Source organism: Acidovorax sp. SUPP3434 (genome assembly GCF_030159015.1).
GTDB lineage: Bacteria > Pseudomonadota > Gammaproteobacteria > Burkholderiales > Burkholderiaceae_C > Paracidovorax.
In genome coordinates this window covers 21,354-43,376 of record NZ_BQXL01000025.1, presented here as the reverse complement: position 1 = coordinate 43,376, position 22,023 = coordinate 21,354, and the positions used below count along the sequence as shown (strand labels likewise).

Below are 22,023 nucleotides of genomic sequence, written 5' to 3'. Positions count from 1 at the left end.
GCGAGCCGTCCATGAACACGATGACGATTCCGCCGGTGGACGCCGCCGCCAGCGCCGCCACCACTACCGCCGCAGCCAGCGGCGTGAACCGGCACACCTGCTGGATCCCCATGCGCGACGGGGTGCGCCTGGCCACCGACGTGTACCTGCCGGCCCCCGGTGCCGGCCCGCTCCCGGTGTTGCTGGAGCGCACACCCTACGGCAAGGATGCCGAAACCCGGCGCGAGCGCACGGCGGCCGACCCCCGGCCGATGCGGCGCGGCGAAGTGGCCGAGCGTTTCGCACGGGAGGGCTACGCAGTGGTGGTGCAGGACTGCCGCGGCCGCTTCGGCTCCGAAGGGCAGTTCACCAAATACCTGGGCGAGGCCCACGACGGCGCCGACACCATGGCATGGATCACGGCGCAGCCCTGGTGCAACGGCGCGGTGGGCACCTACGGGCTGTCGTATGCCGCCCACACCCAGACCGCGCTGGCCAGCCAGCGGCCGGCGGGGCTCAAGGCCATGTTCCTCGAATGCGGCGGCTTCGCCAACGCCTACCGCGGCGGCATCCGCCATGGGGGCGCGTTCGAGATGAAGCAGGCGGTCTGGGCGCTGCGCAATGCCCTCAGCGGCAGCAACCGCATCGGGGAAGCGGCACGCCAGGCGCTGGAGCAGGCCGACATCGGCGAATGGTTCCAGCGCCTTCCCTGGACGCGCGGTGACTCGCCCCTGCAGTGGGCGCCCGAGTACGAGGACTATCTGTTCGGGCAATGGGAGCGCGGCCGCTTCGACGACCACTGGCGCCAGCCCGAACTCTATGCGGCAGGGCACTACGGCGCGTTCGAGGGCGTGGCCGTGCTGCTGATGTGCGGCTGGTGGGACCCGTACGCCCAGACCACCACCGACAACTATCTCGGCCTTTCGCAGCGCACGCACGGCGACGTGCGCATGGTGCTCGGCCCCTGGACCCACGGCGAGCGCAGCGTGCCATACGCGGGCGACGTGGACTTCGGGCCCGATGCGGTGCTCGACGGCACGCTGGCACCCGACTATGTGCAGATGCGGCTCGCCTGGTTCAACCACTGGCTGCGCGGGCAGCCCCTGCCCGAGGCGCAGGCCCATGCCGTGCGCTACTTCCGCATGGGCGGGGGATCGGGGCGGCGCACGCCCGAAGGCCGGCTCGACCACGGCGGCGCCTGGCGCCGTGCCGCCGACTGGCCCCTGCCGGGCACCACCCTGGCGCCGTGGTACCTCGGGCCGGGCGGGCTGCTGACCCGGGACGTGCCGGAGCGTGCGGGTGAGGCGACCTTCCGCTTCGACCCCGCGAACCCCGTGCCCACCATCGGCGGCTCGGTCACCTCCGGGGAGCCCCTGATGGTGGCCGGCGCCTACGACCAGCGCACGCACGCCGGCGTGTTCGGCGCGCGGGCGCCATTCGGGCCGCTGGCCGAGCGCGACGACGTGCTGGTGTTCCAGACGCCGCCCCTGGAATGCGACGTGGAGGTCACCGGCCCCGTGGTGATCGAGCTGTGGGTTTCGTCCACAGCGCCCGACACCGACTTCACGGCCAAGCTGATCGACCAGTACCCGCCGAGCGAAGACCATCCCGAGGGGTATGCGATGAACCTGACCGACGGCATCCTGCGCTGCCGCTACCGCGACTCGTGGGAGCACCCCGGACTGATGGTGCCCGGGGAGGCCGTGCAGATCACGATCGAGCCCATGCCCACGTCCAACCTGTTCCGCCGGGGCCACCGGATCCGGCTCGACATTTCGAGCAGCAACTTTCCGCGGTTCGACGTCAATCCCAACACCGGTGCGCCCGAGGGGAGCGCGGGTCCCCGGGTGGTGGCGTTCAACACCGTGCACATGGGGCCGGGGCGCGCGTCCCGCGTGGTGTTGCCGATGCAGGCCGTGGGTGGGGCGCCTGCCGCGGGGGCCGGCACGGGCGGATGACGCTGGCCCGGCAGGGGGCGAAGGTGCTGTAGGGGAGAATGGCCGCCCGCCTTGACCATGGCAACGCGGGCCCTCTATGCTTGCCGTGCGAGCGCCTGCCGCGCGGCCGGGTGCCTCCCGCCCTCCTGCGAAGAAGGCCGGCGCGTCGCCCGCAGTTCCCAAAGGCCACCCCGAAGAGAAAGCACCGCGCTCCCATGTCCTCTTTCCCCCCTGGCGACGCCCCGGCACCCCCCCTCCCGCACCCGCAGACCTCCGTTCCCCCTTCCTTGCCCCCCGCCGCCGGCCCGCACCTGCAGCCGCGCGAGGTGACGCTGCTCAAGATCGGCCTGCGCGACTTCTCCCAGCTGGCCGCCCAGTTGCCGCCCGACCAGTCCCTGGCCTGGGTGGAGCGCATCCTGGCCTGCCTGCACGGCGTGCTGGCCCGCTACGGCGCCGAGGTGGACCACCTCACCGGCGATGCCGGGGCAGTGGTCTTCGGGCTGGCAGCGCCCGCCGAGGCACCGGGCGCCGATCCGGCCAGGAGCGGTGGCCCTGACGACGACGTGCACCGCGCCGCCATGTGCGCCCTGGCCCTGCAGATGGCCACGCGCGATCTCAACGACGCCTTCCTGCAAGACCGCCTGCCGTCCATCTACCTGGGCATCGGCATCGCCTGCGGCCCGGCCCTGGTGGGGGGCTTCGGCGGTGCGCCGGGCGTGCGCCAGTCGCCCGTGCTGCTGGGCGACGTGGTGGTCGAGGCCCAGCAACTGCGCACCTTCGCCCTGCGCGGGCAGGTGCTGGTCAGCGAGGCCGTGTACCAGCGCTGCTGGAGCATGGCCTCGGTGGCCCCGCCCATGCAGGTCTTCGTGAAGGGGCGCGACGAGCCGCTGTCCATGCGCGAACTGGTGGCGGTGCCCAGCCGCAAGCTCAAGGTGCCGCGCCAGGAGTTCCGCCGCAGCCACCGCGTGGAGGCGCGCCTGCCGTGCAGCTGGCAACTGGTGCAGGACGGCATGGTCATGCCCCATGCCGTGCCTGGCATCCTGCGCGACATGGGCTACCACGGCGCGCTGCTGGAGCTGAACGGCACCGTGCCGCTGCATGGCGAGCTGCGCCTGGCCTTCGACCTGCCGCTGGTGCACTACCCGGCCCGGGACGTGTACGCCCGCGTGGTCACCCTCAAGCCGGTGGGCGATCAGGTGCTGGCGGGGGTGGAGTTCACCGCGACGAGCGCGGAGTTCGATGCGCGTGTGCGGCGGTTCGTGCAGGGGATGGTGGCGGGTTGAGCATTCGGTAATCCCGAAGAGGCTGCGGCCTGGCAATTCATCCGCCGTCTTTGTCTTGGTCCAAAAGGTGGCCGAAACTCTGCGAAAGAAGATAAGGAACCATGGACCCCGCCAACCACCACCAGTTCGACTGCCAGTAGGCGATGGCCCAGCAGGCCCAGGCAAACCAGATTGTTGCCGTTTGGAGATAGTCGGAGGGTTTCCGTTTGCTCATCGGGTGACCTTAACGCCGTTGAGTCCCCATCTCACATACACCAGGTAAGGGAGGATACGTGCCGTGCCCGCTGGCGTGGCCAGCATGATCGGAACCCGGGCCTGCGCTGCCACAAGCAGATTGATGGGGCGCCCGATGCGCGCCATATAGACACCTGGGCCATAGATGCCATGACGGGGGAAAGCGCTGGCTCGGATCACTCCGGTGCGTGCTATCCCTGCAGCAAAGGCTGTCGTAGTGAAGTGAATCAGGTTCTTGGGCAGAGCGGCGAAGCCATAACCTGCCGTTCCGAGCGTGAGTGCGGTGGTGGGTGCTATTTCGGGTGTCCATAGCACCGCGACGGCGCCGAGGACGTGTGCCAATGGAGCCCAAGGGCTTCTGGAGTTCACCGCGATGTCGGCCCAATACTGCGCCGCGTTGTCACCGGCGAGCGTCGAGGCCCGGTACAACTGCTGGAGTTGGAGGATGAACCGGCGCATCGGGCCTGGATCGGATATTTCGACGGGCTTGCTGCAGCCGTCGCGTCGACACATCAACGTTTGTTCGGTCATCCATCCCTCGGCACTGTGGTTATACGGCGAGCTTACCTGCCGCCGTCCAACGTGCGATGCTGGCGCCTCGCGTGCCGGCTACGCGCCCAGCCGATCCGCCAGCCCCACCAGACTCTCCGCATGCCAGTCGTTTCCCGCCTGCGGTGACACATCCTTGGGTCTCGCCCGTCCGAACTCCCACGGCCGCTCGATGTAGGCCGTCCGCAGCCCGTATTCCCGCGCCGCCGCCAGGTCCTCGTGGTGGGCCGCCACCATCATCACCTGCCCGGGCGCCAGGTCGAACGTGCGGGCCACGCCCAGGTACACCGCCGGGTCGGGCTTGTAGGCGCGGAACACCTCGGCGCTCAGGATGCAGTCCCAGGGCAGGCCGGCGCGCTTGGCCATGTTCGTCAGCAGGCCGATGTTGCCGTTGGAGAGCGTGGTGATCGTGTAGCGGCGCTTCAGGCGCTGCAGGCCCTCCACGCTGTCGGGCCAGGGGTCGAGCCGGTGCCACACGCGGTTCAGGTGCTGGCGCTCGGGCTCGGTCAGGTGCTGCAGGCCGAAGCGGGGCAGCAGGCCGTCCAGGATCAGGCGGTGCAGTTCGTCGATGCGGGTCCAGCCCAGTTCGCCGCTTCGCACGCGCTGCATGGCGGGCTGGTAGCCCTCGCGCCAGGCCAGCGCGAAGGCGTCGGCGTCCACGTGTGGGTAGAGGGCCTGCACCTCGCGCACGATGCTGCCGTGCCAGTCCACCACGGTGCCGAAGATGTCGAAGGCCAGCACGCGCACGCCGTGCCAGGGTTGGTCGTTCATGGGGGCTCCTTGGAGGGGATGGATGCGAGGCGGCTCACCCGAGGGGCAGGCCGATGCAGCCGCAGCATAGCGGGGCGTGGGGCGATGCCCCCGGGCCTGCGGAGCACTGCGGGGCGTGATATGGTCTCCGGCCTGCGGGTTAACCCTGATCCGCTACGCCGGCCATTGCTTCATGACCACGCCTTCCCTTCCCTCCCCATCCCCCGACGCCCTGGCGGCCACGCCTTCTCCCGCCGCCCCCGCCAGGGACGACCGCACGCTGCTGCGCGCCGTGCTGGCGCTGGGCCTGGGCGGGTTTTCCATCGGCACCGGCGAGTTCGTCATCATGGGCCTGCTGCCCGAGGTGGCGCGCGACATCGGCGTGAGCATCCCGCAGGCGGGCCATGTCATCAGCGCCTATGCGCTGGGCGTGGTGATCGGCGCGCCGGTGCTGGCCGTGCTGGCGGCGGGCTGGGGCCGGCGGGCGTTGCTGATCGCGTTGATGGGGGTGTATGCGCTGGGCAATTTCGCCTCGGCGATGGCGCCCGGGTATCTGTCGCTGAACGTGCTGCGCTTCGTGACGGGGCTGCCGCACGGCACGTATTTCGGCGTCGCGGCGCTGGTGGCGGCGTCGCTCGCGCCACCGGGGCGGCGCGCCCACGCGGTGGGGCTGGTGATGCTCGGGCTGACCGGGGCCACCCTGCTGGGGGTGCCGATCGCGGCGTGGCTGGGGCAGGTGTTCGGCTGGCGCGCGGCGTTCGTCTTCGTGGGGCTGATCGCGGTGGCGGCCATGGCCATGGTGCGCCGGGGCGTGCCCTACCAGCCGCCGGCCGAAGGCGCCAGCCCCTGGCGCGAGCTGGGCGCCCTGCGGCGCAAGCAGGTGTGGCTCACGCTGGGCATCGGGGCGATCGGCTTCGGCGGCATGTTCTCGGTGTTCAGCTACATCAAGCCCACGCTGACCGAGGTGGCCGGGTTGCCGCTGGCCGGCGTGCCGCTGGTGCTGGCGCTGTTCGGCGCGGGCATGGTGGCGGGCAACCTGGTGGGCGCACGCCTGGCGGACAAATCGCTGATGCGCACGATCGGCGGGCTGCTGCTGTGGTCCATCGTGGTGCTGGGCGGCTTCGTGTTCGCGGCGCACCATGTGGTCACGGCGGCCGCGGCGACGTTCCTGCTGGGCACGATCGTCGCCATCGGCCCGGCGCTGCAGATCCGGCTGATGGACGTGGCCGGCGAGGCGCAGACCCTGGCCGCGGCCCTCAACCACTCGGCCTTCAATTGCGCCAACGCGCTGGGCGCCTGGCTGGGCGGCGTGGCGATCACCGCCGGGCTGGGTTGGACCTCCACCGGCTGGGTGGGCGTGCTGCTGGCGCTGGGCGGGCTGGCGGTGTTCGGCTGGTCTCTGGCGGCGGACCGCGCCGGGCGTGCGGCGGGCTGAGGCCCTCAGAACGTGTTCAATGCCTTTTGGCGCGACTCCAAAAAGACATGGAACACGTTCTCAGGCCACGGGTGCGGCGCGGGAGCGCCGCCAGTGGCCGATGCCCGACATCACCATCACGCAGCACACGAGCCACGCCCCGCCGGTGAGCCAGCCGGCGAGCACGTCGCTGGCAAAGTGCACCTGCAGCACCACGCGGCTCCAGCCCACGGTGAACACGGTGGCCACCGCCAGCAGCACGGCCGGCAGGTGCCAGCGCGCGGGCAGCAGGCGCAGCGCCAGATAGGCCAGCATGCCGTAGGCCACCAGCGAGCTGCTGCTGTGCCCGCTCGGAAAGCTGAAGCCGTCGGCCACGGCGATCTCGTGCGTGTGCACCGGTCGCACGCGTTCGAAGGTGTGCTTGAAGCCGCGCGTGAGCAGCCCGTTGCCGGCCAGTGCCGCCGTCCAGCCCAGGGCCAGCAGGCGGTAGCGGCGCAGCCAGAGGGCGGCGGCCACCGCCACGGCCAGCACCGTCAGCACGGCGGTGTCGCCGGCATGGGTCAGGTTCGCGAACAGGGTGAGCGTGGCCACGCTGGCGGTGGCGCGCAGCGTGGCGGCCAGGGTGTCGTCGAACAGCGCCCAGGCGGTGGGCGCGGCCCATTCCTGGGCGATGGCGGCCAGCGCCTGCGCGCACGCCAGCAGCAGCAGTGCAGCCACGCACAGGGTGGCCAGTAGCCGCGCGCCGGCGTTTTGCGGCGCGCCCCAGCGCTCGGCCCAGGGGGCGACCCACCGGGACCCGTGCGTGTGCAGCGGCCCGTTGGCCGCCCAAGCCGCAGCGGCGGCCACCAGCGCGATGGCCAGGCCCCCGGTCCAGACGGTCAAGGGGTGCGATCCGGCCCACAGGGCCATGGCCTGGACGTCCATCATGCGCGGGCCTCCGGCGGGGCGGGCCGCGGGGTCGGGCGTGGCCGCGCAGGGCGGGCAGGGCAGGGATGGCGGCGGGGCAGTGGCATGGATCGCGCAGCAAGGGAGTGGATCAGGGCGGCAATGGTGGCAGGCGCGTGGCGAGCGTCCAATCCCATTTCCTGGCGATCCGTCGGGGTTTGCGGGCGGCGCCGAGGCGTGTCGGCCATGGCTGACAAGGGGTGCGCCTGCCTGCCGATGCCCCCCTGCCCGGGCCGTGTGCAGAATCGGGCGTCCCGCGGTGCGGGCACCGCCCCCCGAGCCCGATCGGATCCAGCCCTGCGCAGGGTGATACTCCCCTCGAAAGCCTTCCCGACATGCCATCCAACGACCTGCCAGCGTCCATGCCAAAGGGCCGTGGCCCGATCCATCTGGTGGTGCCCCACCGGCCCGGTGCCGACCATGGCCAGCTGCGAGCCCGTCTCGAGGGCCTGCCGCCCCTGCAAAGCAACGCCGTGCAGTGGCACGTGCCCGCGCAGCGCGCCGGCATCGTCCAGGCGGCCGAAGAGGCCGCGCTCGCCGCCCAGGCCGACGGCGGCCTGGTGGTGGCCGCGGGCGGGGACGGCACCATCAACGCCGTGGCCACCGCCGCCTGGAAGCACCAGGTGCGCATGGGCGTCATTCCGGTGGGCACCTTCAACTATTTCGCGCGCGAGCAGAGCCTGTCGCTCGACCCCGAGCAGGCGGCCAACGACATCCTGGCCGCCATGGACGCGGGCGACGCACGGCCGGTGAGCGTGGGCTTCGTCAACGAACGCATGTTCCTCGTCAACGCCAGCGTGGGGCTGTACCCGCGCCTGCTGGAGCAGCGCGAGCTGGCCTCGCGCCGCTTCGGCCGCTCGCGCTGGGTGGCCATCGTGTCCGCCGTGTGGAGCTTCTTTCGGCCGGCGTCGGCGCGCCGCTGGCGCGTGGCGCTGCGCCAGCACCGGGTGGCCGATCCCACGCGCGAAGAGTTCTTCGCCTCCACGTTGTTCGTCGGCAACAACCCCCTTCAACTGGAACGCCTGGGCATTCCGCAGGCCCAGGACGTGGCCGACGGCGACCGCTTGGCGGTGCTGCTGCTCAAGCCCCAGGGCCGCGCCGCCACGGCACGCACCGTGTGGAATGCCGCCGTGGGCCAGCTGGCGCGCGACGAGGCCGTCATCAGCCTGGCGTGCGCCGAGATGGTGGTGGAGCCCACCTGGCGGCCGCACCGCGTGAAGGTGGCCTTCGACGGCGAGCGCGAATGGATGGCACCTCCGCTGCGTTTCCGGGTGGAAGAGCGTCCGCTGTGGCTGGTAGCCCCCACCGCCACGGCCCGCGACGACGATCCCGCCGCCGAGGGTGCCGTGCCGGTGGCCGATCCGCCCCCGGCCGCCGTCCCGGAGGGCGCCCCGGTGGCCGTGCCCGGCCTGGCGGCCGGCTGAGCCGCCCGCCCCGAAGGCCGCCCATGAGCGTTCTCATGCACCTGTCGGACCTGCACTTCGGTGCGCACGATCCGCGCGTGTGCGCGGCGGTGGCCCGGCTGGTCAAGACGCTGGACGTTTCGCTGCTGGTGGTGTCGGGCGATCTCACGCAGCGCGCCACGGCCGAGCAGTTCGAGCAGGCGCACGCGTTCATCGCGGGGCTGGGTGTGCCGCGCCTGCTGGTCATGCCCGGCAACCATGACGTGCCGCTGTTCGCCTGGTGGGAGCGGCTGGGCCGGGCCTACCGCCGCTACGAGCGCTGGTGGGGGCGCGACCTGGAGCCGGTGTGCGACGTGGACGGCTTCCTGGCCGTGGGGGTCAACACCACGCGCCCCTGGCGGCACGAGCGCGGCAGCCTGTCGCATGCCCAGATCGACGCGGTGGCGCAGCGCCTGGCCGCGGCCCCGCGCGACCGGTGGCGCATCGTGGTCACGCACCACCCGCTGGTGGTGCACCCCACGAGCGACACCGAGCACCGGCCCCACCGCGCAGGCGAGGCCCTCGCGCGCTGGCGGGAGGCGGGTGCGCAGCTGCTGCTGTCCGGCCATGCACACGAACCGGGCCTGGCCGAGGTGCTGCCCGGCCTGTGGGCGGCCCGGGCGGGCACGGCCGTGTCGGTGCGCCTGCGTGCCCATGCGCCCAACAGCCTGGTGACGCTGGAGCATCCGGCGCCCGTGCGGTCCGGCACCGAGGCGCTGCCGGCGCGCCACCGGCTGACGCGTTGGGATTACGACGCGCGTCTGCAGGCTTTTCTGCCACTGCCGCCCAGGGACCTCGGGAGCGCCGCAACGTAGCGCCGGCATGGCAAGATCCAGGGCGTTGCCGTCGTCCTGAATTGCCCCATGCTGATCAATTGCGTTGCCTACCAAAACGGTGCCAAGCTGGCCGATATCTCGGTCGACCACATCAGCGATTACGTCTCCCTACCGGGCTGCTTCGTCTGGGTGGCCCTGGCCGATGCCACGCCGCAGGAGCTCGCAGAGATGCAGCAGGAGTTCGGCCTGCACGAACTCGCCGTGGAGGACGCCCAGCACGGCCACCAGCGCCCCAAGATCGAGGAATACGGCAATTCGCTGTTCGCCGTCCTGCATCTGGTCGAGCCCGACCCGGAGCAGGGCGGCATCAACGTGGGCGAGGTCGATGTCTTCGTGGGCAGCAACTACGTGCTGTCGGTGCGCAACCGCAGCAAGCTCGGGTTCCTGGGCGTGCGCGAGCGCTGCGAGCGCCAGCCCGAACTGCTGCGCACCGGATCGGGCTTCGTGCTGTATGCCCTGCTGGACGCGGTGGTGGACCGCTACTTTCCGGTGATCGACGCGCTGGAGGTGGAACTGGAGCAGATCGAGCAGCAGATCTTCACCAAGGGCGCGCCGCACAACAACATCCAGCGCCTGTACGAACTCAAGCGCCGAGCCATGGTGCTCAAGCGTGCGGTGGCGCCGCTGATGGAAGGGGTGGGCAAGCTGCACGGCGGGCGCGTGCCCCAGGTGTGCATGGGGTCGCAGGATTATTTCCGGGACGTGCTCGACCACCTGAGCCGCATCAACGGCTCGATCGACGCCATGCGCGACACCATCGGCACCGCCATCCAGGTGAACCTGTCGATGGTGACGATCGAGGAGAACGAGATCACCAAGCGCCTGGCGGCCTGGGCCAGCATCTTCGCGGTCTGTACCGCGTTCGCCGGCATCTGGGGCATGAACTTCGAGGGCATGCCCGAGCTGAAGTGGACCTACGGCTACCCGGCGGCGCTGCTGCTCATCCTGAGCGTGTGCGGCTACCTGTACTACCGCTTCCGGCGGGCGGGCTGGCTCTGAGCGCGCGCACGGCATCCGGGCGCGGCGCGAGGGGGGCCGCCTCGCGGCCCAGGTGTTGCCAAACGGAGCGCCCCCGGGCGCGGCCCATTGGTCAAATCGCGGCAAGATGGTACAAAAGCCGGGGAGGGAGAAATCTCTGGCGGCGACACGGCAACAAGAACCACGGCGTTCCTTCATGCAACACCTTTTTCTGACCCGCGCACTGTGCCGACTGGCATTGGCCTGGCTCTGCTGCGCTCCGCTGGCGGGGCATGCCCAGAGCCCACCGTCCGGCGGGCCAGGCGCATGGGCGCCGGCCCCCACCCCCGCGCCGTTCATGCTGCGCGTGGTCGGCAGCCTGGGTGCCCTGTCGCAGTACACGCAGCGCGAGGCGCCGTTCTGGACGCAGGAGCTCGCCCGGCTCAGCAACGGCCGGTTCTCGTCCACCATCGTGCCGTTCGACCGCGCGGGCGTGCCGGGCATGGAGATGCTGCGCCTGGTCGAGCTGGGCGTGGTGCCCTTCGGCACCGTGCTGATGAGCTCCCTGACCGCGCAGTACCCGCAGTACACGGCGCCCGACCTGCCGGGCCTCAGTCCCGACATCGCCAGCCTGCGCACCACGGTGGCCGCGTTTCGCCCCTACCTCCAGGCGTCGCTGCGCCAGGAACGCAACATGGAGATGCTGGCCATCTACGTCTATCCGGCCCAGGTGATCTTTTGCAAGAACGCCCTCACGGGCCTGGCCGACCTGTCCGGCCGGCGCATCCGCGTGGCCTCGGCCTCGCAGGCGGACTTCATCAGCGCGGTGGGCGGCATTCCGGTGCACACGGGCTTCGGCCAGATGGTGGCCAGCCTCAAGGCCGGCGACAGCGAATGCGCCGTGACCGGCACCATGTCGGGGAACACCATGGGGCTGTACGAGGTGACCCAGTACGTCTATCCCATGCCGCTCACCTGGGGCCTGTCGATCTTCGGGGCCAACCGCGATGTGTGGAACTCGCTGCCCCCCGACCTGCGCACCCTGCTGCAGCGCGAGGTGCCCCGCCTGGAGGCCGCCATCTGGGCCGATGCCGAGCGCGAGACGACCGAGGGGCTCGCGTGCAACACGGGCCGGCCCACCTGCGTGAAGGGCGCCAAGGGGTCCATGGTGGTGGTGCCGGTGTCGGCGGCCGACGATGCGCGGCGCGTGGAGATCCTGCGCACCACCGTGCTGGCGAACTGGCAGCGGCGCTGCGGCCCCGCCTGCGTGGATCTCTGGAACCGCACCGTCGGCCCTGCGCGCGGCATCACCGCCCCCCGGGCCCCGTGATGCCGTCCATTTCCAGGCGCATCCGCATCGCCGTCGGCAGTGTCGTGGCCGTGTTTCTGCTGGCCCTGGCCGGGGCGGCCGCATGGCTGGTGTGGAGCACGCGGCACTCCGCGCTGGCCGAGAGCGAGGCGCAGGTCACGCGCTTTGCCACCGGCGCCGAGGCTGCGGTCAACCGGTCGCTGCTCGGCCTGGATGTGCTGCTGGCCAGCACCGCCGACCTGATGGCGATGCGCGAGCAGGTGCACGAATCCCGCGATCCCGGCGCGGTGAGCCAGCTGCTGCGCGCGGCCGCGCGCCAGAACCTCATGGTGCGCTACGTGGCCCTGCTGGACGGGCAGCGCAAGGTGGTCGCCTCCTCGGACACGGCCGGCGGGCGCGTGGGGATGGAGCTGCCTTTGGGCTTCTTCGAAGAAGTCATGGGCCAGCCCGTGCCCACGCTGGCGATCAGCGTGCCGACCATCAGCTTCGCCAGTTCCGAGCGCGTGCTGTATGTGGCCCGCCACGTGCGCGCGCTGAACGGCGAGCGTTTGATCGCCGTTGCCCAGGTGCCCACCAGCATGCTGGTGTCGGTGCTCACGCAGGCGGTGGACATTTCCGGGCTGGAGGTCACGCTGGAGCGCGGACAGGGGCAGATGCTGCTGGGGTTCTCGGGCCGGGGCGATGCGCGCCACCGTGCGCGGGTGCATCCGCTGAGCGAGGTCGGCGTGCCCATCAGCGCGTGGGGCCAGGGCGCGCGCATCACCGGCGTGTCGTCGCTGGTGGTGGCGCGGCCCATCCTGTACCCGGATTTCTGGATCTCGGCCAGCCTGCCCGAAGCGGCGGCGCTGTCGGCCTGGCGCAGCGAGCGCACGGCCATCGTGCTCGTGGCCTTGTTCTTCGGCGTGACCGTGGCCGTGGCGGGCCTGTTCACCATCGCCTACCTCACGCGCATGAACCGCGCGCGCATGGCGCTGGCCAGCTCCAAGTCCACGCTCGACCAGGCGCTGGGCTCCATGGTCACCGGCTTCGTGCTGCTGGGCCGCGACCTGGAAGTGCTCCAGTGGAACCGCCGCTTCGAGGACATGTTTCCCTGGCTGCGCGGCGTGATGACCAATGGCCTGCCGTTCCGCGCGCTGCTGGAGGCGACGGTGCTGCACCACCTGCCCGAGGCCAGCGAGCGGCAGCGCCGCGAATGGGTCGACCAGCGCCTGGCGCTGCAGCGCCACCCGCAGGGCACGCACGAGCAGATGCTGCCCAACGGCCACTTCATCCAGATCACCGAGCGCGCCACGCCCGAGGGCGGTCTGATGATCTCCTACCACGACGTGACCGACCTGCGCCTGGCCAGCGCCGAGATCGAGAACCTCGCCTTCTACGACCTGCTGACCGGCCTGCCCAACCGGCGCCTGCTGCTGGACCGGCTCAACCAGGCCGCCGCCACGGCGGCGCGCTCGCGCGAGCTGGGGGCGCTGCTGTTCCTGGACCTGGACCATTTCAAGACCCTCAACGACACGCAGGGCCACGAAGTGGGCGACCTGTTGCTGCAGCAGGTGGCGGTGCGCCTGAAGGATTGCGTGCGCACCACCGACACCGTGGCGCGGCTGGGCGGCGACGAGTTCGTGGTCATGCTGTGCGATCTGGCGCGCGACCCGCAGGAGGCCGCCACGCTGGCGCGGCGCATTGGCGAGAAGATCCTGCTGGCGCTCAGCAAGCCCTACCAGCTGCGGGCGCAGACGCACCACAGCAATTGCAGCATCGGCGCCACCGTGTTCGGCGACTCGCGGCAGTCGGCGGCCGAGCTGCTCAAGCAGGCCGACATCGCCATGTACCAGGTCAAGGCCCGGCGCGGCCACGGCCTGTGCTTCTTCGATCCGCAGATGCAGGTGGTCATCACCCAGCGCGCGCAGCTCGAAGTGGACCTGCAGGTCGCCATCCAGCAGGGCCAGTTCGTGCTGCACTACCAGCCGCAGTTCACCTTGCCCGGCACCATGGTGGGCGTGGAGGCGCTGCTGCGCTGGCAGCACCCCGAGCGCGGCCTGGTGGCCCCCGGCCACTTCATCGCGGTGGCCGAGGAGAGCGAGCTGATCGTGCCCATCGGCATGTGGGTGCTGCGCACGGCCTGCGAGCAACTGGCCGAATGGCAGCGCGATCCGCGCCTGCGCAACGTGCACGTGTCGGTGAACGTGAGCGCACGGCAGTTCCGCCACCCCGACTTCGTGGCGGGCGTGGTCGAGGTGATCCAGGAGACCGGCATCCGCCCGCACCTGCTGGAGCTGGAACTGACCGAGTCGCTGGTGCTGGACAACGTGGAAGACTCGGTCGCCAAGATGCACCTGCTGCGCACCAAGGGCGTGCGGTTCTCGGTGGACGATTTCGGCACCGGCTATTCGTCGCTGGCCTACCTCACGCGGCTGCCGCTGCACCAGCTCAAGATCGACCAGTCGTTCGTGCGCAACCTGGGCGTGCGCCCCACCGACGACGTGATCGTGCAGACCATCATCGGCATGGCGCGCAACCTGGAGCTGCAGGTGATCGCCGAAGGCGTGGAGACCGCCGAGCAAAAGGACTTCCTGGCGCTGCACGGCTGCGACCTGTACCAGGGCTACCTCTTCGCACGCCCCCTGCCGGTCGAGGAGCTGGTGGAGCGCTTTGCCGGCACCGCCGCGCCGAGTGCGCCCCTGCCCGGGCCGCTCTGAACCGCCCTGACCCGGCGGCGCCTGTGTTTCGGGCCGGCCGCGTCAGCGACCCGGCCCGCGGGCGGATTGCCGGTTTGCTATATTTTTAATAGCTTTATGCCCTAGTGTTTATTGCGCTGGAGGCCGTTTTGCCTCAGAAGGCCGTTCAGGCCTTGTGGGGCCGGGACGAGGCGACGATGCCGCCCACGATCAGCAGGAACGCCGCCGCGTGGTAGGGGCGCGGCGTCTCGCCCAGGAACATCGCCGACATCACGGCGGCGAAGAGCGGCGTGAGGTTGATGAAGAACCCTGCCACCGCCGGGCCCGCGCGCTGCACGCCCACGCCCCAGCACCGGTAGGCCAGGATGGCCGGCCCGAGCGCGATGAAGGCCAGCGCCGCGGCCAGCGGCCAGCCCCATTCGATGTGCGTGTGGCCCAGGGCCCATTCGCCGCTGGCGAAGGCGCCCGACCAGGCCAGGCCGAACACCATCTGCGCCATCAGGAACGCCGCCCAGTCCGCGCGCACCGTGGCCGGCTCGTGCGTGCGCGACAGCAGCCAGCTGTAGAACGCCCAGGAGATCGTCGCCAGCACCATGAACAGATCGCCGGGCACCAGGCGCAGCGCGAGCAGCTGGCCCCACTCGCCCCGGCTCAGCACCAGCAGCACCCCGGCCATGGACAGCACCGCGCCGATGAGTTGCGGGCGCCGCACGGGCGCGCCGAAGCACAGCGCGCCCACCGTCAGCATCCACAGCGGCAGGCTGGAGCCCACCAGCGTCACGTTCAGCGGCGTGGAGGTCTGCAGCGCCATGTACTGCAGCGCGTTGTAGCAGCCGATGCCCAGCAGCCCGAGCGCCGCATAGCGCCGCCAGTGCGGCCACAGCGGGCTTTGCGGCCCCAGCACGCGGAACGCCAGCGGCAGCAGCACCAGGAACGCCAGCGCCCAGCGCATGAAGTTCAGCGTGACGGGCGGCACCAGCGTGTGGACCAGCCGGCCCACCACCGCGTTGCCGGCCCACAGCAGCGGCGCGGTGGCCAGCAGGGCGATCGTGCCCGGGGTGAGTCGTTGCGTCATGGGCGAGGACTGTAGCGCCTCGCTCCGGCAGGCCGCGGCAAAACATGGCAGGATTCACCCGCTTTCCGTCAGCCGGTCGCCCGCTTTTCGTTCTCTCGTTCTTTCCCCCTTCTCAGCTTGCAGGAGTGTTCCCCATGAGCCTTGCCGTCCAGATCCGCCAGCATGGCGGCCCCGAAGAACTCCATGTCGTCGATGTGGCCGTCGGCGACCCCGGCCCGGGCGAGATCCGCATCCGCCACCATGCGGTGGGCCTGAACTTCATCGACGTGTACCACCGCACGGGCCTGTACCCGCTGCCCATGCCGGCCACCATCGGCATGGAGGGCGCGGGCATCGTCGAAGCCGTGGGCGAGGGCGTCACGCACCTGAAGGCCGGCGACCGCGCGGCCTACGCCAGCAACCCGCCCGGCAGCTACTCCGAAGTGCGCGTGATGCCCGCCAAGACCGTCTGCAAGCTCCCCGACGCCATCGGCTTCGAGACCGGCGCGGCCATGATGCTCAAGGGCCTCACGGCGCAGTACCTGCTCAAGAAGACGCTGCCCGCCGAGGGCCTGCAGCCCGGCGACCACGTGCTCTTTCACGCGGCCGCCGGCGGCGTGGGCCTGATCGCCTGCCAGTGGGCCAAGGCCCTGGGCCTGCAGCTCATCGGCACGGCCGGCAGCGACGAAAAATGCCGCCTGGCCCTCGCCAACGGCGCGGCGCACGCCATCAACTACCGCACCGAGGACTTCGCCGCGCGCGTGAAGGACATCACCGGCGGCAAGGGCGTGAAGGTGGTGTACGACTCCGTGGGCAAGGACACCTGGGAGAAATCGCTCGACTGCCTGCGCCCCTTCGGCCTCATGGCCACGTTCGGCAATGCCTCGGGCCCGGCGCCGGCATTCCCGCCCGGCGTGCTGGGCGCCAAGGGTTCGCTGTACGTCACGCGGCAGACGCTCTTCACCCACATCGCCACGCGCGAGGCCACGCAGGCCATGGCGGACGACCTGTTCGCGGTAGTGCAAAGCGGCGCGGTCAAGATCCACATCGAGCAGCGCCACCCCCTGCGCGACGTGCAGCAGGCGCACCGCGACCTGGAGGCCCGCAAGACCACGGGCTGCACCATCCTTACCCTCGAATGAGCGGGCAACCCGTGCCGGGCTGGGTGCCCGCCGCGCGCCGCCAGGCGCAGCAGCCCCCCGCCGCGCCGCGCCTGCCGTTCCTGGTGGCCGGGCATGCCGTGGGCTCGGTGGCCGATGGCGTTCTGGATGAAATCGCCCTCACGCCGGGAGATTCTTTGCCTTGGTTGCTATTAAAAAAGGAGCATTTCGGTGCGCCTGCATGGCACCTCGATGCCCCGGCGGGCGACGCGACCGCCGCCCTGGCGGCCCTGGCGCAGGCGCTGCGCCAGGCCGGCCGCTGCGGGGCCTGGCGCGACGAGCAGCTCGCCGTGCGCAACGCCGCCGGCGAGCGCATCGGCACCGTAGAGCGCGGCGCCGTGCGCCCCTTGGGGCTCGCCACCCAGGCCGTGCACCTGGTGGGCAGCGCGCCGGGGGGCTGCCTGTGGGTGCAGCAACGCGCCTTCGACAAACCCACCCACCCTGGAAAGTGGGACACGCTCATGGGCGGCATGGTCAGCGCCGCCGACACGCTGGACACGGCCCTGGAGCGGGAAACCTGGGAAGAGGCGGGCCTGCGCACCAGCGCGCTGCACGCCGTGGTGCACGGCGGCCACGTGGACTTCGCCCGGCCCAGCAGCGATGGCGAAGGCGTGGGCTACATGGTCGAGCGCATCGACTGGTTCCACGCCACCGTGCCCGAGGGCCTGATGCCAGAGAACCAGGACGGCGAGGTGGAGCGGTTCGAACTGCTGCCCGCCGCCGAGGTGCATGCGCGGCTGGCGCGGGGCGAATTCACGCCGGAGGCGGCGCTGGTGCTGGCGGGGTTCTACGGCTGGTGATCCCGGAGCGCTGCGTTCATTGAAATCTTGCTTCGCATCATGGGCTGCGCGGGCAGACTGCGGGACTAAAGTGAACCCATGTTCTCACCCGAGGGAAGCACTCCATGTTCGGCCTCAGCAAATTAGGCATCGGGCGCAAGTCATCCGATGCGCAAGCACAGCCCAAAGAGGGGGACAAAAAGGCCTCTGGAAGCTCTTCAGGAAAAACATCGCGCCATTCGCAGGCCGCTCTGTCGGGAATGCCTGCGTCTCGTGCCCAATCGGGCGCCACTGCGTCGGAGCAGGGCGCTCGCCCTCGCACGCGGACCGGTGGGGAGTCGTCTTCGGCCCGCCCACTCAGCGTCAAGGAGCAGCGGCACCAACAGTTGATGGCGGAAGCGGCCAGAGTGGGTGGCATGTATGCGCCGGGCAGCTACACACCCAAACCTAAAACTGAAATGCCACCGGCCTCTGTGCCTTTTCCGTCCCCGAGGTTCGAGCGCCAGGATTCGTTCGATCCTGACTTTCAAACCATGATGTTCGACACTCCCGCCGCGAAGGAGTTTTATCAACACCGGGTGAATCCAGGTGAGCCAGCCCCAAGCGGTGCTTCTACCGAAGCAACCGCGCCAGCGAGCGGGCGTGTTCTTGGACGCAGCGGCCCGATCCAGAACCGCGATTACGACGCGGGGCCTGCGCCTCGGCGTTAGGGTTGCCGACGCCAAGCCATTGCGAGCAGGTTCCGAGGGCCGGGCGATGCAAGTGTTATGGCGTCGCTTTGGTCAAGTACCTTGGCTCCGCACGGGTCGGATCTTTTGCCTGCCGCTCCTGGGCCACCTTCCGCACCAAGTCCCACGCGGCCTGGGCCACCGGCGCCAGCGCCCGGTTGCGGCGGTGGACGAGCACGATTTCCCGGTCCACGCGCGGGCGCAGCGGGCGCACCGCCACGCCGGGCAAGCCCTCTGGCGGCAAGGCCAGGGTGGGCACCACGGTGATGCCCAGGCCCGCGGCCAGCATGCGAAAGATCGTGGTCGGATGGCCGACCTCCTGCGCCACGGTGGCGGCCACGCCCTGGGCGGAAAACGCCTGATCGATGAGGCGGCGGCTGCCCGAGGCATGGTCGAGCAAAACCAGCGGCTCGCCCTCCAGATCGGTCCAGCGCACGCTGCGCCGGCGCGCCAAAGGATGGCCAGGCGGGCAGGCCACGCAAAAGGGCTCGGTGAGGATGGCCTCGCAGGTGAGCGCCTCGCGCTCGCCAGGGTCGATCACCACGCCGAAATCCACTTCGCCCGACAGCACGCTCGCCAGCACGTCGTTCTGGATGCGGTCCAGCAGCACGATCTGCAGCCCCGGAATCTCGCGCTGGCAGCGGGCGATGCAGTCAGGCATGAGGTGGGCCGAAAGCGTGGGGCTGCTGGCCACGCGCACCCGGCCCCGCCGTTCGGACGCCATGCCGCGAACGTCCAGCAGCACCGCGTCCAGGTCTTCCAGCACGCGCTCCAGGCGGGCGGCGAGGCTGCGGCCCGCCTCGGTCAGCTCGACCTCGCGCGTGGTGCGGTTGAGCAGCTGCAGACCCAGTTGCGCCTCCAGTTCGGTGATGCAGCGGCTGACCGCGGGTTGCGTCAGGCCGATCTGCTCGCCCGCGCGGCTGAAATGGCGCGTGGCGGCGACCGCGCGAAAGACATGGAGCTGGCGCAGCGTGACATTCATGATTTCCCATCATAAAACCATCAGATAAATCCATTTCTCTTTGGATCGCGCCCCGGGCCTAATGGCGGCCATCCGATTGCAAAGGTTCAGTGTTCCATGGCCCGCTCCCGCTTCCTTCCCGACAATTTCACCCTCGCGCTGCTCGCCACCGTGGCGCTGGCCAGCCTGCTGCCCGCCTCGGGGCGGGTGGCCCAGGGCTTCGAGCAGGCCACGCTGGCCGCGGTGGCGCTGCTGTTCTTCCTGCACGGCGCCAAGCTGTCGCGGGAGGCCATCGTGGCCGGCCTGTCGCACTGGCGCCTGCACCTCGTGGTGGTGGCCTCGACCTTCGTGCTCTTTCCCCTCATCGGCTGGGCGCTGCGGCCGGTGCTGCAGCCGCTGGTCACGCCCGAGCTGTACCTGGGCGTGCTCTTCCTGTGCGTGCTGCCGGCGACCGTGCAGTCGGCCATCGCCTTCACCGCCATGGCACGCGGCAACATGCCTGCCGCCGTGTGCGCTGCCTCGGGCTCGACGCTGCTGGGCATCGTGATCACGCCGCTGCTGGTGGGCTGGCTGCTGCCGGGCGTTCCCATGGCGCATGGCGCCGCCGGCGCAGCGGGTGGAGGCACGCATGATCTGCTGGCCAGCATCGGGCGCATCACGCTGCAATTGTTCGTTCCCTTCCTGTCGGGCCATCTGCTGCGACCGTGGATCAGCGGCTTTGTGCAGCGCCGTGCCGCGGTGCTCAAGTTCGTGGACCAGGGCTCGATCCTGCTGGTGGTCTACACGGCTTTCAGTGCGGCGGTGATCGAGGGGCTGTGGCGGCAGATTCCGCTGCCGGCGCTGGCCGGGCTGCTGGTCGTGTGCGCGGTGATTCTGGCCATCGCGCTGACGGCCACGACGTGGATCAGCCGACGGTTCGGGTTTTCGAAAGAGGACGAGATCACCGTGGTGTTCTGCGGCTCCAAGAAAAGCCTGGCGAGCGGCGTGCCCATGGCCAAGGTGCTGTTCGCCTCGCACGCGGTGGGGGCCATCGTGCTGCCGCTGATGGTGTTCCACCAGCTGCAGCTCATGGTGTGCGCGGTGCTCGCACAGCGTTATGCCCGCCGGCCCGAGGGGCTCGCCCCCGCGGATCGCATCGCCGGCCATGCGGCAGCGGCCCGCGCGGCCGAGACGCCGCGGGTTCCGTAGGGGCGAGGGCAGGGGCTGATGGAGGGCGTTGCGGGGCCGGGTGGCTGGCAGAGACGGCGCACCCCCGCTTCGCTTAACGCGCAGCCGGTTCGCGCGGGTGGGCGCGATGGCGCCCGAGGCGTGCCATCTTGCCCTGTGCTCGCCGATGGCCGGGGGGCGTCCCTCCTCCCCCGACCCCATGCCCAGCCCGGTGCCTTCTGTTCCTTCGTCGTCCCGCCGGCCCCGTCCCGCCACTGCGCAGGAAGCCACGACTTCCGCGGATCAACGCCCCGCGCAACGACCGCGCCTGACCGGTCCCTCGTCCCTGCCGGGGCAGGCCGGTCCGCCTCTGCCGCCGCGGCGTTCCGGGCCTGCGCTGCCGATGACGCCCGCCCGCACTGCGCTGTGGCGATGGGTGAGAGCCCATGCGGATGCGCCATTGCTTGACAATGCGTCCACCCTGTCGCGCATGGGCATCGAGCCCGAAGCCCGCCTGCTGGCGCCCGTGCCCGACCGCCCCAGCGTGCCCACCCCGTCGGCCTCCCCAGGCGGCCTGTGTCTGCCCATGAGGCTAGCCCTTCCTCCGGCTCCCCATGTCGCCCTGCCGGAAGGCGACACGGCTGCCGTGCAGAGGCGCCAGGTGGTCGATTGGTTGAGAGAACTGCGCGCGGTGGCTGCCGACCTGCACGACGAGGGCGCCAGCCCGGACGAGGAGCCCGATGCCACCCGCAAGCTCGACAAGCTGGCCATGCCGGCCATGGTGGCTGCGCTCAATGCGGAGGACCCACAACTGCGCCTGGTCTATGCGCACGTCAACGAGCCCGACGACCGGGGCGTGGTGCCCTACAACGAAGGCTTCGGCTCCGCGGAATGGACGCAGTTCCTGAAGGCTGCGCCGCCGGGGCGCTGGCGGGTCGTCCTGGACAACTCGGCCCACAACCTTGCGCTGGACGTGCGGATCGACGGGTTGCCGGGTCAGCCCGGCCGCCGTGGCTCGATCGTGCACCTGAGCCCGTCCTTGGCGGGGAACGCCGAGCCACTCATCACGGCCGCCGAGATGGCGAGCCATCTGCACCTGCCGGACGATTGGCCTTTGCTGCTTGCGGACGTGCCGGCGCAAAAGAGCCTGCGTTCCTGCAGGATCTTTGCCCTTTCGATGGCCCTGAAGTGCCACAAAGATGCCTCCATCGACGCCCTGCATGACCAGCGCCTGCGCGGCGCGCCGCTGCCGTTCGCCGCGGTGCCGGTCGAGGCCGAGTTGCTGCAGCCGGCCGAATACTCCAGCGACGACGAGAGCTTCGGCAGAGAAAGCGATGGTGACGGCGTGGAATCTTCGGATTCAGAATCCGATGCCGATTCTTCCTCGCGGCTTCGGCGGGACGCCGGCAAGCGTGGTGCGAGCGCCGTTGCGCAAGACCGGCACCTTGCGCCGACCGATCCTGCCGTGCCGCCGCAGGCGCCGCGGACGGGCCTTCTGGGGCACTATGCCGTGGACGCAGCGGACTGGGTCGGTCTGCCATTCATGAAGCACGCCCAGTCCCGCAACGAGGTGCTGGCCTATCTGGCCCGGAGCCCGATGAACCCATCGGATCCCTTGAACCGCAAGGGGCAAACGCTGGTGCAGCGCCACGATGCCCACCGGGTCGCGCGCTGGCCGCAAGCCGATGCGCGGCACTCCGGCCCGCTGATGCAAAGCGCATCGATCGAGCTCAAGCGCATCGCCTTCCTCGACAAGGCCTTGCAGCATGCCGCCATTTGCCCGCCGGGAGAGGTGCAGGACTTGTGCGCGTTCATGGACGGTGTGGACCGCCGTTGGCAGGACCGTTACCGCAATTGAACGCGCTGCGGCGCCCATCGCCGCGCG

The 22,023-nt window shown here is 70.5% G+C and carries 18 protein-coding genes; 13 read left to right on the top strand and 5 right to left on the bottom strand.

Features of this window, described 5'->3' with window-relative positions; all coding sequences use genetic code 11:
- The first annotated feature begins 11 nt into the window (after positions 1-11).
- Together AVKW3434_RS23050 and AVKW3434_RS23045 are read left to right on the top strand one after the other, a co-directional pair.
- Entirely contained in the window at positions 12-1,937 is a 1,926-nt protein-coding gene (locus AVKW3434_RS23050) for a CocE/NonD family hydrolase (protein ID WP_502869167.1), read from the top strand.
- 194 nt (positions 1,938-2,131) lie between these two features.
- Entirely contained in the window at positions 2,132-3,199 is a 1,068-nt protein-coding gene (locus tag AVKW3434_RS23045) for an adenylate/guanylate cyclase domain-containing protein (RefSeq protein ID WP_284407678.1), read from the top strand.
- 210 nt (positions 3,200-3,409) lie between these two features.
- On the opposite strand, the gene AVKW3434_RS23040 is transcribed toward AVKW3434_RS23045, so the two are convergent.
- Both AVKW3434_RS23040 and AVKW3434_RS23035 read right to left on the bottom strand, forming a co-directional pair.
- Entirely contained in the window at positions 3,410-3,964 is a 555-nt protein-coding gene (locus AVKW3434_RS23040) for a hypothetical protein (RefSeq protein WP_284407677.1), read from the bottom strand.
- A gap of 78 nt (positions 3,965-4,042) precedes the next feature.
- The gene (locus AVKW3434_RS23035; protein WP_284407676.1) at positions 4,043-4,753 is read right to left on the bottom strand and encodes a haloacid dehalogenase type II; all 711 of its coding nucleotides are present in this window, start codon (positions 4,751-4,753) and stop codon (positions 4,043-4,045) included.
- A gap of 172 nt (positions 4,754-4,925) precedes the next feature.
- Between AVKW3434_RS23035 and AVKW3434_RS23030 the strand changes: the two genes are divergently transcribed.
- Positions 4,926-6,167: an MFS transporter gene (locus tag AVKW3434_RS23030; protein ID WP_284407675.1), complete on the top strand. Its 1,242-nt coding sequence runs from the start codon at positions 4,926-4,928 to the stop codon at positions 6,165-6,167.
- 60 nt (positions 6,168-6,227) lie between these two features.
- Here the strand turns inward: AVKW3434_RS23030 and AVKW3434_RS23025 are convergent, their stop codons facing one another.
- Positions 6,228-7,073: a phosphatase PAP2 family protein gene (locus AVKW3434_RS23025; RefSeq protein ID WP_284407674.1), complete on the bottom strand. Its 846-nt coding sequence runs from the start codon at positions 7,071-7,073 to the stop codon at positions 6,228-6,230.
- Positions 7,074-7,426: 353 nt separating this feature from the next.
- Between AVKW3434_RS23025 and AVKW3434_RS23020 the strand changes: the two genes are divergently transcribed.
- From AVKW3434_RS23020 to AVKW3434_RS23000, 5 genes are all read left to right on the top strand, one after another.
- Positions 7,427-8,515: a diacylglycerol/lipid kinase family protein gene (locus AVKW3434_RS23020; RefSeq protein ID WP_284407673.1), complete on the top strand. Its 1,089-nt coding sequence runs from the start codon at positions 7,427-7,429 to the stop codon at positions 8,513-8,515.
- Between the two features lie 23 nt (positions 8,516-8,538).
- Positions 8,539-9,348, top strand: a complete 810-nt coding sequence (locus AVKW3434_RS23015) for a metallophosphoesterase family protein (protein ID WP_284407672.1) — start codon at positions 8,539-8,541, stop codon at positions 9,346-9,348.
- Positions 9,349-9,396: 48 nt separating this feature from the next.
- On the top strand, positions 9,397-10,368 hold the full coding sequence (corA, locus tag AVKW3434_RS23010) for a magnesium/cobalt transporter CorA (protein WP_284407671.1): 972 nt from the start codon (positions 9,397-9,399) through the stop codon (positions 10,366-10,368).
- Between the two features lie 175 nt (positions 10,369-10,543).
- The gene (locus AVKW3434_RS23005; RefSeq protein ID WP_502869166.1) at positions 10,544-11,656 is read left to right on the top strand and encodes a TRAP transporter substrate-binding protein; all 1,113 of its coding nucleotides are present in this window, start codon (positions 10,544-10,546) and stop codon (positions 11,654-11,656) included.
- Entirely contained in the window at positions 11,656-14,331 is a 2,676-nt protein-coding gene (locus AVKW3434_RS23000) for a bifunctional diguanylate cyclase/phosphodiesterase (RefSeq protein WP_284407691.1), read from the top strand. Before AVKW3434_RS23005 ends, AVKW3434_RS23000 begins: the two co-directional genes overlap by 1 nt.
- A 145-nt stretch (positions 14,332-14,476) precedes the next feature.
- Here the strand turns inward: AVKW3434_RS23000 and AVKW3434_RS22995 are convergent, their stop codons facing one another.
- On the bottom strand, positions 14,477-15,385 hold the full coding sequence (locus AVKW3434_RS22995) for a DMT family transporter (RefSeq protein ID WP_284407670.1): 909 nt from the start codon (positions 15,383-15,385) through the stop codon (positions 14,477-14,479).
- 134 nt (positions 15,386-15,519) lie between these two features.
- Between AVKW3434_RS22995 and AVKW3434_RS22990 the strand changes: the two genes are divergently transcribed.
- From AVKW3434_RS22990 to AVKW3434_RS22980, 3 genes are all read left to right on the top strand, one after another.
- On the top strand, positions 15,520-16,506 hold the full coding sequence (locus AVKW3434_RS22990) for a quinone oxidoreductase family protein (RefSeq protein ID WP_284395259.1): 987 nt from the start codon (positions 15,520-15,522) through the stop codon (positions 16,504-16,506).
- A complete protein-coding gene (locus tag AVKW3434_RS22985) occupies positions 16,503-17,324 on the top strand; it encodes an NUDIX hydrolase (protein WP_284407669.1) in 822 nt (273 codons plus the stop codon). Before AVKW3434_RS22990 ends, AVKW3434_RS22985 begins: the two co-directional genes overlap by 4 nt.
- Positions 17,325-17,428: 104 nt before the next feature.
- Complete coding sequence (locus AVKW3434_RS22980) at positions 17,429-18,013, top strand: hypothetical protein (protein ID WP_284407668.1); 585 nt, start codon at positions 17,429-17,431, stop codon at positions 18,011-18,013.
- A 55-nt stretch (positions 18,014-18,068) separates the two neighbouring features.
- Here AVKW3434_RS22980 and AVKW3434_RS22975 read toward each other — a convergent pair whose 3' ends face one another.
- Entirely contained in the window at positions 18,069-19,013 is a 945-nt protein-coding gene (locus tag AVKW3434_RS22975) for a LysR family transcriptional regulator (protein WP_284407667.1), read from the bottom strand.
- Positions 19,014-19,109: 96 nt separating this feature from the next.
- On the opposite strand from AVKW3434_RS22975, the gene AVKW3434_RS22970 reads away from it, so the two are divergent.
- Both AVKW3434_RS22970 and AVKW3434_RS22965 read left to right on the top strand, forming a co-directional pair.
- A complete protein-coding gene (locus AVKW3434_RS22970; protein ID WP_284407666.1) occupies positions 19,110-20,180 on the top strand; it encodes a bile acid:sodium symporter family protein in 1,071 nt (356 codons plus the stop codon).
- A gap of 649 nt (positions 20,181-20,829) precedes the next feature.
- Positions 20,830-21,996, top strand: coding sequence for a YopJ family acetyltransferase (locus AVKW3434_RS22965; protein ID WP_284407665.1), 1,167 nt, complete (start codon positions 20,830-20,832; stop codon positions 21,994-21,996).
- The last annotated feature ends 27 nt before the right edge of the window (positions 21,997-22,023 follow it).